General features: G+C 32.4%; 13 protein-coding genes and 2 pseudogenes. 11 read left to right on the top strand and 4 right to left on the bottom strand.

Annotation, left to right across the window (positions count from 1 at the left end):
- Positions 1–1230: 1230 nt before the first annotated feature.
- Positions 1231–1656 carry a hypothetical protein gene (locus tag VK90_RS25465; RefSeq protein WP_025151193.1) on the top strand — a complete coding sequence of 142 codons (426 nt, stop codon included), beginning with the start codon at positions 1231–1233 and terminating at the stop codon, positions 1654–1656.
- Between the two features lie 516 nt (positions 1657–2172).
- Here VK90_RS25465 and VK90_RS25460 read toward each other — a convergent pair.
- Both VK90_RS25460 and VK90_RS25455 read right to left on the bottom strand, forming a co-directional pair.
- Complete coding sequence (locus VK90_RS25460; protein ID WP_025151192.1) at positions 2173–2529, bottom strand: hypothetical protein; 357 nt, start codon at positions 2527–2529, stop codon at positions 2173–2175.
- A 20-nt stretch (positions 2530–2549) separates the two neighbouring features.
- A complete protein-coding gene (locus VK90_RS25455; protein WP_048376228.1) occupies positions 2550–3773 on the bottom strand; it encodes a ParM/StbA family protein in 1224 nt (407 codons plus the stop codon).
- A gap of 552 nt (positions 3774–4325) precedes the next feature.
- On the opposite strand from VK90_RS25455, the gene VK90_RS25450 reads away from it, so the two are divergent.
- Entirely contained in the window at positions 4326–4913 is a 588-nt protein-coding gene (locus VK90_RS25450) for a DUF3967 domain-containing protein (protein ID WP_048376226.1), read from the top strand.
- A 495-nt stretch (positions 4914–5408) separates the two neighbouring features.
- Here the strand turns inward: VK90_RS25450 and VK90_RS25445 are convergent, their stop codons facing one another.
- Positions 5409–6404, bottom strand: coding sequence for a hypothetical protein (locus tag VK90_RS25445; protein ID WP_048376223.1), 996 nt, complete (start codon positions 6402–6404; stop codon positions 5409–5411).
- A gap of 626 nt (positions 6405–7030) precedes the next feature.
- Between VK90_RS25445 and VK90_RS25440 the strand changes: the two genes are divergently transcribed.
- The 3 genes from VK90_RS25440 to VK90_RS31150 all read left to right on the top strand — a co-directional run bounded on the left by VK90_RS25440 (position 7031) and on the right by VK90_RS31150 (position 8637).
- Entirely contained in the window at positions 7031–8212 is a 1182-nt protein-coding gene (locus VK90_RS25440; RefSeq protein WP_053081462.1) for an AimR family lysis-lysogeny pheromone receptor, read from the top strand.
- A 1-nt stretch (position 8213) separates the two neighbouring features.
- The gene (locus VK90_RS31155) at positions 8214–8342 is read left to right on the top strand and encodes a hypothetical protein (protein ID WP_269431833.1); all 129 of its coding nucleotides are present in this window, start codon (positions 8214–8216) and stop codon (positions 8340–8342) included.
- 160 nt (positions 8343–8502) lie between these two features.
- Positions 8503–8637, top strand: a complete 135-nt coding sequence (locus tag VK90_RS31150) for a hypothetical protein (RefSeq protein WP_269431832.1) — start codon at positions 8503–8505, stop codon at positions 8635–8637.
- Between the two features lie 10 nt (positions 8638–8647).
- Here the strand turns inward: VK90_RS31150 and VK90_RS25435 are convergent, their stop codons facing one another.
- On the bottom strand, positions 8648–9037 hold the full coding sequence (locus VK90_RS25435) for a helix-turn-helix domain-containing protein (RefSeq protein WP_048376221.1): 390 nt from the start codon (positions 9035–9037) through the stop codon (positions 8648–8650).
- Between the two features lie 97 nt (positions 9038–9134).
- Between VK90_RS25435 and VK90_RS25430 the strand changes: the two genes are divergently transcribed.
- From VK90_RS25430 to VK90_RS25405, 6 genes and pseudogenes are all read left to right on the top strand, one after another.
- Positions 9135–9371, top strand: a complete 237-nt coding sequence (locus VK90_RS25430) for a helix-turn-helix domain-containing protein (protein ID WP_048376219.1) — start codon at positions 9135–9137, stop codon at positions 9369–9371.
- A 165-nt stretch (positions 9372–9536) separates the two neighbouring features.
- Positions 9537–10058: pseudogene (locus tag VK90_RS31515) on the top strand (prealbumin-like fold domain-containing protein); the annotation flags it as partial.
- A gap of 46 nt (positions 10059–10104) precedes the next feature.
- Positions 10105–10487, top strand: a pseudogene (locus tag VK90_RS25420) (TRAG family protein).
- Between the two features lie 90 nt (positions 10488–10577).
- Positions 10578–11153 (top strand): TraM recognition domain-containing protein, encoded by a 576-nt coding sequence (locus VK90_RS25415; RefSeq protein ID WP_048376215.1) that lies wholly within the window; start codon positions 10578–10580, stop codon positions 11151–11153.
- Between the two features lie 103 nt (positions 11154–11256).
- The gene (locus tag VK90_RS25410) at positions 11257–11505 is read left to right on the top strand and encodes a hypothetical protein (protein ID WP_016128127.1); all 249 of its coding nucleotides are present in this window, start codon (positions 11257–11259) and stop codon (positions 11503–11505) included.
- 560 nt (positions 11506–12065) lie between these two features.
- On the top strand, positions 12066–12509 hold the full coding sequence (locus tag VK90_RS25405; RefSeq protein ID WP_048376213.1) for a hypothetical protein: 444 nt from the start codon (positions 12066–12068) through the stop codon (positions 12507–12509).
- Positions 12510–12547 lie beyond the last annotated feature (38 nt).

Below are 12547 nucleotides of genomic sequence, written 5' to 3'. Positions count from 1 at the left end.
TAGCAAAGCTTGAAGTGGGAGCTTCTCAGTTCCACGACGAAAGTAACCTTTCGTCTCCCTGAGCGTTACTTCGGGGTGTTCCACCCCTAGATGTCCAACGCTTGGATGCTCTCTTGGTACGGTTGATATTTTACGCAGGAACCGAATGGCTTGGTTTTCGCACTCTATTTTCTTCCTGCAACCTCATATATCAAGTTATCAAAGAACTTCATATAGCTAGTTTATCAAAAGTTTTTGGCTATGCCAAACCGAAATTCATCCCCCACCTACCGTTGGGCTAGCGCCCTTCACACGATTGAGGAAGGAGAATTCTTTCGGTAAATTCGTTAAATTCTAGGTATTTTTTGATGATTACATTTAAATGGTCTATTCTCTCGTTTTTAGAGAGATAGTCCTTTTTAATGCAATTGTATTCATGACGTTTGTAAAACGCGTTAGAGAAGAAGATAAAAGGTCGTTTTTTTAGTGATTTGATTATTTTTTGATTCTATGTCGTTGTTTTGGAAAATGTTGTGAAAACAACCCTTTCGTCTAGAACCTATACCACTCTACCCTAACTACCGAGTTTGATACCCTTGAGAAAGATTTTGTATCTTAAGGATAAAGGGTTTGTCTTTATTTATTATTATGGACAGCGATTTAGAGAAATAAACATACTCGGTGATTAGGGGATAGGTAACTATTTAAAACATTTGAGAGCTCGGTAATTGGGTAAATAAAAAATGCCTTATCATTCTCCCTGTAAGGAGGCATGAGTGGGTCACCATACATACTCATCAATTTAAAGAAAAATAAAGGCCCGAAAAAGAAAAAATGAGCCGAACTCTTATGAATAACTGTGAAAAGGTAAAATTTTTGTAATGGGAGGTTTCTGAAAATCTTAGCTTGATGGGCATGGGGTATCGCCTGCATTTTTGAAAACCCCCACGCTAAGAGAATGCGAGATTTTATACAGTTTTTTGGTTAATCCAGTAACAAACGAGAATCCTAAAACCGCGCCAGGATAGGAATGTATAAAAAAGTGCATAGATCCATAGAACAAAAAAAGGAGGTTCCCTTGTGAGAGTAAGTTTCCTCCTTGTCCTTGCTACCGATAATGATGTGTTATGTTAACCGAGCCTGTATAGGATATACATTGATTTTTATGTATCTAACGGAGCCGTCTGATTAAGAAAAACTTGATATACTATTCCTAAGTGGAAAGTGCAATTTATGGGAGGATAGAGTACAATGCCTGAGCCGAGTATAAAAATAAAAAGAATATGGGAAGATACCGATTTTTTTGAATTGAATTTTGACTTCTATGGATTTTCTGGTACTGCAAACATTGACATATATACCACCAATGAAGATCTCGAAGATTTAAAAAAAGGAATAATCAAGTTCTCCACTTTTAAACTAAATGAGTTTCAATGGGTTTCAGGTGAGGATATAGACAATGTAACTCATTTCTTATCCATGAGATTCTTCTTACATGATAAAAGAGGAATTGTAGGCATTGAGGTAGTAGCTGACAATAAGCAATCAAAACCTTATTGGATGCGTTCAAATTTGTTTATCCTTACGGAACTTAGTCAAATTGATGATTTTATAAAAAAAATAGAGCAGTTAATTAGTGAGGAAATTACTGAGTTGGAAAGCATAATTCCAGTCTGATAGTGATAATTTTTCGTAGATGAATTACATATATCAACTTCTGATAACGATAATTATATAGCCTACTAATGATAGCCTATTGAGCTATCTTTTTTTGTTGTGTGCATATTAGAAGCATAAGTTGACCAACGCGGCCATCTTATGCTCATTGTTACAATTTATGATAACAAAAGCAGAGGTATAGGGAAATATCTAATTATAGAAATAGGGATATTTCCCTATTCAACAGAGGGTAATAATAGTGATATCAGGACTATTTTATTTTGACACTCCCATCTCTAAAGGGTCAAGATGACTTACATCAGTGGGATTCTTGCTATTAAAACCAAGTCTATTTCTAGATGTCAAAAACCACAAATAAGATTGTGATACCGTACGAATTTCGTATTAACCGTAGGCTAACCCCACTTCAAACACCCCATAAGGGCGTTAAGTGGTGGATAGTTCAATTCAACAGTTTAGGTCACATAAATATAAAAAGACCTTAGGATTATACCTAAAGGTCTTCTTTACTAGTTAGAAATCAATCTCTTCGTTATCTTCTTCAGAAATCCCACCAAGTACGACCCTAGCGTCAATAATTTTACCTTCTTGCAATATGGGCTCCTCTGTTTTTAACTCTTCTTGTTTCTGTGCGGGAACAAATCCATTAGTAAGTAGAAGATCCAATTTATCTTCAACTGTATCTAAAAGATTTAACCTTTGTTCTACATTATCTAATTTCTGCAGTAGTTGCTCATAACTTTTTCCGTTTTGTACCAGTTCAACAACAAATGCTGTCAATTGTCTACTATTAGCTTTTTCATTAAGAATCCTATATACATCTTCAGGCATATTATCAGCATGTAATGCCATTTTTCTATTTTTAGCCATTATCAGCACGTCCCTTTATTCTAAGCTAGCTGTCCCTTCATTTCATCAATTACTTTTAATTCTAATGCAGTTAGATTAATTGTACGTGAAGTTGGAGCAAATACCTCTTTGTCGCTATTTTGAATAATATCGTTCAAGAAGAAGTGATTGTTTTTAGCAGCCATTTCAGACATATGATTCAATAAAGCGAGACGGATGTAAGGTTCTAAAACGGGTGCTTCGCCTCCGATATAAATGAATTTCAATACTGTATTCGTACTAGATGGGATGAATACATCAAGAATTTTAGCTACTAAAATTCTTGCATATTCTTTCAGCGCCCCTACAATTTCATTTGTAAAATCATATTCTTCACCAGTATTTTCATTCGATAGTACATACTTTTGTACTTTATAATTATTAACTATAAATTTCTCTAATGTTCTTATATCCTTAAAGTATTGAATCAATTTTTCTTTTCGAAAGCGTTCTAGGTATCCTAAGAATGGCTCAATATCGATAACTTGGAAAGAATCTCTGTGCTTAGGTGTAGTAAGCCCTTTACCTAATCGCACAGCATCTGTAGACCCGCCACCAATGTCAGTTAAAACTACTTCATATTCATCGAATCTCTCAGATTCATATCGCTTTTCAATACTAATTACATTTGTATTCTGATCTTTTGAAACCATTTTATATTTTAAAGAATGTCTAGCAACTTCTGATTCATTTCTACATTTTGCTGAATGGACTGTAATAGTTAGTTCTTTCTCCATTCCTGGTGTTAACACTTTAACTTTATGTTCACCGATAAATCTTTCTTCCATTTTTTTATGGGCAATGCTAAATTTTTCTTCGCGTTTTAAAAGCCAAATTGGAAGCATCATACTCATGTGTTCAATTTCAACTTCATTATCTTCTTGTTCAGCGTGCAGGGCATGATAATATGCAATTGCTCCTAAAAAGCTTACATATGGGATAGGACTCTTAATTTTATCGTGCATCTTATTTACATGTGAGTTAGCCAATTGATTATCTTCAGCTAATTGCCCAACTAGATAGAAAGATTCTTCACCTTCGATTTTAGTGGAAATTAGTAATCTATCTAGTAAATCTTCTGGTCTAGAAATACGATCAACAAGTAAATCCTCAGCTTGTTTCTTTGAAATTTTAACTACATTTGTTGCAAGTTCAATATAATAACCATCAACCATGAAATTATTAAAACTATTTCCGAAATCCGCTACTTTTCTTCCAATTTTCATTAATAATTCCCCCTTATACATTAAGTACGACTTAAGTGCTACTTTTGATTATGCTTTAGCACATTTAATCAAAAATAAGAACACTTTAAATAATAAGTACGACTTGAATCATACTTGTTATTTAATTAACCCATACACTTAAAAAATTCAAAATAAACAAGGAAATCCCTTCTTTCAAACGAATTAAACACATAACAGTTAGACGCCGACATGTCGAACATAAATGATGATGAATGACAGTAAAACAACAACATGACCGACATAAATGATGGTCAACAACAATGTAATGACAACATGACCGGCATGGATGATAATCAATAACAATACAATGACAACATGACCGACATGGATGATAATCAATGACAATACGATGACAACATGACCGACATAAATGATGGTCAACAACAATGTAATGACAACATGACCGGCATGGATGATAACCAATAACAATACAATGACAACATGACCGACATGGATGATAACCAATAACAATGTAATGACAACATGTCGGACATCGATAATAACAAATGACGATGAGGGGATGACGATGGAATGGATAGGGAAGAACCTTATAAGAAAACATATTCCCTTGCAGATATAGCAAGAATGCTTGGGAAGCCACGGACAACTCTTCAGGCCTGGCGGGATCAATTCAAACCATATTTACCAACCGTCGCTGGGACGAAGGGGCGAACGCTGAGATATGAACAGGAAGCATTAGAGCTTTTTAAATTAATTGCTAATATGAAAGATGCACAAGAGCCACCAGAAATAATAGAACAGATGTTAAAACAAAATGTAGATTATATTGTAGTAGAAGAGAATGATGAAGACGACGAAATAACGAAACCAATTATTCAGACGATGTATGAGAGTATGAAAGAGGTTTCTATATATTTTCAAGAGCAAAAAGCTATGAATATGGAACTTTTAAAACGCATAGACAATTTAGAACAAACTAATCAAATGTTACTGAATAAGGTTGATGAACAACAAAAGAATATTGATGGGAAAATAAATAACAGGGATCAACAGCTATTAGAAGTAATTCGTGAAATACAAGAAACTAAGAAGTTAGTTGCATCTTCTCAACAAGAAAAATCATGGTTCGCTAAACTATTTAAAAAACAACTTAAATAATACGTAAAAAAGTAGGGAGGCTTGTAAAAACATACAAGATTCCCTACTTTTTTTAAAATTTGATATGTTCCCCTAAATAATAACAAAAATTAAGAGGGAGTCTTCTGTCGGAAAATGATAAAGAACATACTTATAATGTTTCCCTTTTAGGATAGAATACTGTATTTATTAAATCTTGTTTAAAAAATAAAATCATTATAAACATTAGAATCTATTTTAGAGATGCTAGGCTGGCTGTATCAAGGGACTCAAGATTATACCTTAGTAAATTGCAAGGTTAATTTATGAGTAAATGATAGAATTTCCAGTTACATATAACTGGAAATTTCATAGCTGAATAGTTTAGAAAAAGAGAAATAATTATAAAATCTGAGGGGTGTTTTGAAATTCTTTTTGATGAAAAATAGTACGTTGCTCGGGGATTATAAGAATACATAACAAATAGCTTTGCTAATTAGCTTTTTTGAGCAAGGCTAAGTTTTAGATGTTTTTTTATTATGGCTTTAGAGCGCCCATTTTTTGCAGAATGGAATCCATTTTCTTGTTATTAAGCCAGTCTATAATTGGAAGTTTGCTTTCATATTTTTGTGCATGTTCCATATTAGTTAAGGCTTCTTTCGCCTCATAATCATTACGCTCTTTTCTTTGTTTAGATTTTTCAGCGAACATTTTCATAAAATGAGCGGGATTACTTATTTCAGCTTGATTATATTCAAACCATTCAACGCATTTTTCAAAATCCCATCTTTGATAACGATCAATTTTTTTCGGCATTCTTAAGGATATAGTATAAGTATCCTGTTCTGTTAAATATGTTACTGGTTGACTTGTTATATAGCGATATGCCTTTTTCTGATCTTTACTTAAATAATCATTTAAATCTTGTGATCTATCAATAGCATTTTGCGAATTAGTATTTGATCTTTCTAGTTCTTCAAAATTTAAAATATCTATGCCATTAGATAAAGTATTCTTTTCCTCATGTTTGGACTCAGCAACTTTTTTAAAGAGTTTTTTCTTTAAAAGTTTAGTAAAAGTAGAACAGACATCAATTGCTACATCCCATTTCGCCTTGAAATATTCAATAATTTTTAAATAATTGTTATGTAAAGTTAAAATGTAAATTGAAGGGGCAATTTTACCATGTCGTCGTACTTTGATTTGTTGGCACACTCCCAAGTCTTGTAACCAATTAAACACGTAGTTAATAATTGGTTTTGAAATACCTGACTTTTTGCTGATATGATCTTGCTTTACTTGGGAATACCCTTCTTGTACTAAATATGATAAAACAGTTTCTAATACTTCATATTTTCGTTTGGTAAGATAATCTTTTGTAGCAACACCTTCATATTCTAGGACAATATTATCAATATAAGTAGTAACTTTCTTGATTGCTTGATTAATAGCCCCAGGTGTTTTGGGTAAATGTTTGATTAGGGGACTTAATTCGGTTTTTGCTCGCCTGAGCAAAAAATTGTGCAATAACACAGAAAAACCCTCCTATTTTTTCCACCACAAATAAAAATATTGGAAAAGTAGAGGTTTATATTCACATAGTATTTACTTTATGTTATTCTTGATTAAGAAGTAAATACAATATAGTGTAAATTAAAACCTTACCAATTCGGGAATTTTCAATTGATTTCAGCGGCCAAACTGTCGATCAATTGAAAATAAGATGCGGTGGGTTTTTTTTATTTTAAATTATCATTTATAAAGATTGTTTTTGAAACATATCCCTTTACATTTTAAAGCCTTTTAATACAAATATCAATCCCAATAGGATTAAAATTATCCCAAATTTACTTTTATGCAAAGTACTACAAAGCTTCATAAGAATATAAGTTTTAATAATTAATATTGTTCAGAAAAACTTTCTCAATATTTGTTAGTTGAATAGAAAAAAGAAAATCTATGATGTCATGTTAAACTAGTATAAATATAGAATGTATGTATAAATATGGATGAGAATAATAGGATATACGATCTATATTAAAAGGGGACTATGCCCACCCTATATACATAGTTTGTTGAAAAGACTTCTTAGAAACACATATAAGTATTTTAAAAAATTTCGTGACAGTTATTTGTGTGCTGATAAGGGGGAGCAGATATTGAGAAATTTTATGAATGAATTATACAACGCAATAAATGCTAAAAACATAAGTATTCGAAGCTTAGCAAAAGGGACAGGAGTAAGTAAATCTACACTTTGTGAAGGGTTATCTGGAAAAACTGAAATGAAGTTAGAATCCTTTTTAGTTATTATTGAAAAGGTCTATGAAAATAGAAATGAAAGAAAACAAAAAATAAATGAATTTATTCTATTATGTGAAAAAGATTTAAATGTCCGAAAAGCTTTGGGTTATTGCCAGTGTACTGGTGAATATTCCATAATGCAAAAAATTATTGATAAGAAGTTGGATAATATACAGGAGGGAAAATTAGGTGATTCGGATGAGAAAGAAAATTATAAGAGAATAAATAAATATTTAAGCATCTATGATTTATATAATAAAAGAAATAATAGAAAATTAACTGGTCAAGAATTGTTAGACGAGTTAGATGCTAAAAATTTTTCTAATAATAAAGAATGCCAAGTAATTTTGAACATATTATATGGACTTGCAATGTATGACATCCCAAATTATAGGGCTATGACTGTATTTTCAGCAAAAATAGAAAGTCATTTGAATAAAGTTGAAAATGAGTTTATTAAAATCTGTCTAGAAATGCAGTATAAGGAAAGAATGGCATATCTTAAATTGTTAGAAAATGACATTGAAAATTGTAGGGATGTATGTAAAAACATATTAGAATCGAAATTTGACTTTCCAATCATTAAAGCATCAGCATTATGCTGTTTAGGAGAATCCTATATGCTAGGGAATGATTATGATATTTTAAAGGCTGAAAAATATTTAAAGGAGGCCATTAAAGTTTTAGAGGGTTCGGGTGTATCCAAGGATAGTAAAAAGTATTTTGCTTTTAAGACGACTTTAGCATTTTTATATATAGAATATGGATATAATCTTGATAAGATTGATTTTGATTATATAGACATTGGGGAACTAGCTTACTACGAATGTAAGTTTGGTGATAGGAGTAGAGGACTCGAGATATTTCATAAACTACAAGAAGAGGGGAAATTAACTGCGATTAGATTGTATTACCTTTCAAGGATAAAGGATGATATACTTTTGATGAAAGACTCTTTAGAAAAGTTCGAAAAGAATGGTAATTTGTATTATGTTCAACTTGTAAAAGATGCTTTATTAAAAGAAGGGGTGAAATAGCATGAAAAAGAGATTATTTGCTATGATATGTCTTTTAAGTATTTCAACTATATTTTTCAGTATTGCTGATAAGCCAGTTAATTCAAAAGAACGAACTTACTACATGGTTTCTGATCCAGGAGGCCATTAAACAATATAGATATAATTTCTATTTTTTAGACGCTACTTTTTGTAGCGTCTTTCGTGTTTTTTGGAAGTGTCCTGTTTATTTTTAATTAACAAAAAATAGGACTATAGTGATATTTTTCACAAAGATATCATTTGTAAAATTGTTCAAGGGGGAATAATTCATGAAGAAATTTGATAAAGAATGGTTTGAAAAAATATTTGAAGCTGAAGATAGTAGTTTGTATTTAATTTATAGCGATATCTCTGATATTTTTACTAATGGAAAGTACATAGATGAAGAGAGTGTGTCTTCATAAACACACTCTCTCAATTTGAATCAGAATTCACTTTTGTTTTAAATCTTAAGTAATTTATATACTCAAGTAGTTCTTCTTCAACCTTAGGTTTATGTTGATCTGGAATACTCATGTATTGCTCATATAGCTTTTGTGAGAAATTGGCGATTAGTTGCTGTTTATCTTCTCCTTTCCTTAGTAATTCATTATCAGCTATTTCATGATTTAAAAGATAATCTGTACTTACACCAAAATATGATGCGATTTTTTTAAAATTTTTCAAATCAGGCTCTTTTACACCGTTTTCCCAGTTTGTTAATGTACTATATGCTACGTTTAAAGACTCTGCGAGTTCTTTTCTCTCCACATTTTTAAATATCCTTAACTTTTTAAGGTTAGTTCCAAAATTATTTTTTTCCATAATTTTCACCTTTCTAATCCATTAGGGATTTTTTTAATCCTAATGGGATTGACAGAACGCTATAAGCGTTTTAAAATGCAAATAAGGGGGTGATAAAATGCATAATAGTTCTAAGTTAGCAATTTTAACTCCGATAAGAGCAACGCGTGAAGCTAAAGGGCTGACAATTAAACAAGTTGCAAGTGACTTGAGAATCCCTAAAAGTGTGTTGCAAGAAATTGAAATTGGTAAAAAAGGAACAATAGCTCAACGTGCTCAAAAAATTGCTGATTATTATATGGAACCAATTGAAAAATTATTTATTCCAACATATTATCGAGCAAAGCTAGAGTAAATTAATGCTTAAAAATCCTATAGGGATTAAAAAATATTTGTATTTACATTGTAAAACAAAAAGGATCTAAAGATAAACTTTGAATAATATAATTTTAAGTGAAATTCAAAAAAGATTGGATGTTAAGTTTTTTATTCTTTAAAAACTGCATACATGAGGGAGCTTTATCAATTCATTGAAAAATTCCTACCAACTGGTTACATCTTAGTGAAGGATCCAACTCTTTTCAGTGTTACTGAGAATGAAAATAACAAGCTCCCAGCAGGAAAATACACATATAAAGAAACATTTGCACCAGACGGATATTTGATTAATGAAGAATCCTTTTCTTTTGAATTTAAAAAGGATGGTGAAATAATTAAGCATATGGTGAAAGGTCAAAAGAAACAAACATCACCTACACCAGATCCCTCCACATAGACAGGAACAACTACAAATACCACAGACACGAGAACAATCAAAGATAACAAAAAAACTGTTACACCAAAATCAGAGAAACCACAACAGATTATTACAAAACCGCAACTCAGAAAAACATCAGGGAAAGTAGAAAAATTAGAGGGTAATCTTCCTACAACGGGAGGGAAAGCTGAAAATCCATATTTGAAATGGATTGGTTTTGCATGTATCGCTCTTGCATTAACAGCATTCGTATTTGCAATGAGAAATCGTAAAAAAGTAAATTAGACCGAATAGGGGATGAAATGTAGTGACAGGAGTCCATGTCGGTAAAATGAAAAATTTAGGGAAACCTGGGGAAGAATTTGGGCCGCGCAAAAGTTCTTGTCTTTCTGAAGAACTGATGCAAGCGATTTCGATTGCTCAAACTGTCATGAAACCTAAAAGACACCACGGCTATTGGATATAATTGGCAATATATTTATTGAAAGGAAGTATTTTATACCTGGATCAACGACACAAAAACTTGTATTACCTGGATGTAAAAAAGGTCATCGAGTTCATAGAAAAAATTATGAGAGTGAGGCGTATTTGGTAGAAGTGGTGAAATCGTTAGAAAATGAGCATCCAGCGTATCAAATATTCCATGAGATGGGTTTATATTCAGCAGAAACAAGGAATGCGATCATAATCACATTGTTATACATTCTTGAATAACATCAACGTGAAAAGCAAGGGGAGAAAAAAGAGTATTTTTGGTTTCAGTAACCGCTAGTAGATACAAGTGAAATAGGAAGGAGAATAATCATGTTAAGTGTCGCTAAGAAGTACACAAAGGTAATTAGAGCGTTGAAAGAAATGGATGAGGGAAAAAAGATTGCAGGTATCATAAATGCTCGTTTTGGAGCTTATAGATTGGTTATTGAAAAGCTGAAGGAAGCAAAAGATCAATTTATCTTTATTTTTGATCCAAAAGACATTTTTTATGAGGATACTCATAAGGAAAAGCAAGAACAAGGGTATCGTATACTCAGACATGATTTACTGGCTGGATATGAAACACTTCAGATGGATCTGAAACAAAAAGCAGTTGTATATATCAGTGTAGAAACACAAGCAAGTACGTACCAAGATAGAGGAGAAGCATTATCAAGTTTTCTTCAGTATCTAACAGAATGCAAGAATATAAGACCAATTCACCTGGTATTTCATCAATATGATTTGTACCCGATCCCTCATATGGAGCAGTTTTTAAAAGAAAGCGCAACATACCACATTCATCATTCAATCGTAGTTGAATCTCAATCCGCATTACAGCACATCTATGGAAAAGAAGCAGCGCAACGCATTATCACTTCGTATAACACAACAATCTTAGCATGATATAAAGCACTCGTTCACTATTTCATCCTATCTAGATGGCTAGAAAACTAGACAAGGGAGAGGCGCTTTTCTCCCTTTTTTATCAAAAATAGGAGGCGTTCATATGGGAAAAGAACAAAGGCTCACATTCTATGATATTGCCGCATCACAGGCTCATAGTGTCAAAACTTTTGATGGAAAAACATACGAACTGAAAGGTGCCATCGCAATTGAAAATAGCACAGGAAGCATCGAAAAGGTAGCTCAAATTTATTATCAAGTGCGTTCGGTTAGAGATGAACATCAAAATTTAATTGCCAAGCGGAAAAATAAAAAAGCGGAATTAGTAGCTGTAAAACAAAAGTGTAAATAAAAAAAGCGATTTTGAAGTGTGCTGAGAACATAGCACAGAGTAATTTGCTCTTTGACAATTTAGATATATATTGCGTATGTCTTCCTTCCTTAAAGTAGTGATGTAGAAGGATGATATACGGCAAATATATATGCGTGCCTCCCTTCAAAAGGTCACTAGAGGGGGTAGGTATACGATTATCGTTGGATGAGTAAGATCGTAAAACTCATCTGTGACCACTGGGAAATACATTGTATCAAAGATCTGTTTGTGTCAGTAATCGTGAGGAATATCCCATGTTGACATTCTGAAGAAGCGACGAACATCACAAACAGTAGATACATAAGGTCCTACGTTCACGCCAAAAACGTAGTGCGGTATTGGGCATATAGAAGTTAGGTCGGGGTTAGTTTCTATACGCATACCAATACAGGGTTCGTCATTCCAGCCATAAATGATATTTCCATTTTCTATCCCGTTTTCCTATAAATGCTATAAAATAAAGACAGATGTTGAAGTTTAAACGTGTCTCATCACACTTCAAAATCGCTTATAAAAATATGGCATAGGGAGGAACAAATATGAGTCGTAAAGGGTGGATCATTTCCGCTGTTGTTGGACTATTAATTGCAATTGGTATTGGTTCAACATTTGTCTTTAGCTCTGGAAAAGGGGAAGTAATGGAACTTAGTCCTTTAGAAATGAAGAAGTTCATGAGTGAGGATGGCACAGGTTTTGTTATGCTAAATTCCACTAAGAAAAAAAGAGAGGATTGGCTTCATGCTGTAAAAAAAATAGCTCAACAAGAAAACGTTCAGATACAAGAATTAGATGAAAAGCGTGAAGATGTACCAGGTTCAAGTAACCCTTATGATTGGGGATTATCTCAAAAAAGAGATTCACTTGCATATTATGAAAAAGGAAAATTAAAAAAAGATATTAAAATTCCACAAATTAAACCATCAGAAATTGAAAATGAACTTAGTTTTTTTGTTAAAAATTGCAAAGAGCAATATCAAAAGTAATCACATAATTATTGAAAGACCAACTATGAAATGTCAAG

Source organism: Bacillus sp. LK2, assembly GCF_001043575.1.
GTDB lineage: Bacteria > Bacillota > Bacilli > Bacillales > Bacillaceae_G > Bacillus_A > Bacillus_A paramycoides.
The sequence above is the reverse complement of the archived record's forward strand: the minus strand, read 5'-3'. Positions and strand labels throughout refer to the sequence as shown.

Bases quoted from the DNA above. Each gene is read 5' to 3' on its own strand.
- VK90_RS25465 (WP_025151193.1), top strand. From the start codon at position 1,231: ATGCCTGAGCCGAGTATAAAAATAAAAAGAATATGGGAAGATACCGAT.
- VK90_RS25460 (WP_025151192.1), bottom strand. From the start codon at position 2,529: ATGGCTAAAAATAGAAAAATGGCATTACATGCTGATAATATGCCTGAA.
- VK90_RS25455 (WP_048376228.1), bottom strand. From the start codon at position 3,773: ATGAAAATTGGAAGAAAAGTAGCGGATTTCGGAAATAGTTTTAATAAT.
- VK90_RS25450 (WP_048376226.1), top strand. From the start codon at position 4,326: ATGGATAGGGAAGAACCTTATAAGAAAACATATTCCCTTGCAGATATA.
- VK90_RS31155 (WP_269431833.1), top strand. From the start codon at position 8,214: ATGAAAAAGAGATTATTTGCTATGATATGTCTTTTAAGTATTTCAACT.
- VK90_RS31150 (WP_269431832.1), top strand. From the start codon at position 8,503: ATGAAGAAATTTGATAAAGAATGGTTTGAAAAAATATTTGAAGCTGAA.
- VK90_RS25435 (WP_048376221.1), bottom strand. From the start codon at position 9,037: ATGGAAAAAAATAATTTTGGAACTAACCTTAAAAAGTTAAGGATATTT.
- VK90_RS25430 (WP_048376219.1), top strand. From the start codon at position 9,135: ATGCATAATAGTTCTAAGTTAGCAATTTTAACTCCGATAAGAGCAACG.
- VK90_RS25415 (WP_048376215.1), top strand. From the start codon at position 10,578: ATGTTAAGTGTCGCTAAGAAGTACACAAAGGTAATTAGAGCGTTGAAA.
- VK90_RS25410 (WP_016128127.1), top strand. From the start codon at position 11,257: ATGGGAAAAGAACAAAGGCTCACATTCTATGATATTGCCGCATCACAG.
- VK90_RS25405 (WP_048376213.1), top strand. From the start codon at position 12,066: ATGAGTCGTAAAGGGTGGATCATTTCCGCTGTTGTTGGACTATTAATT.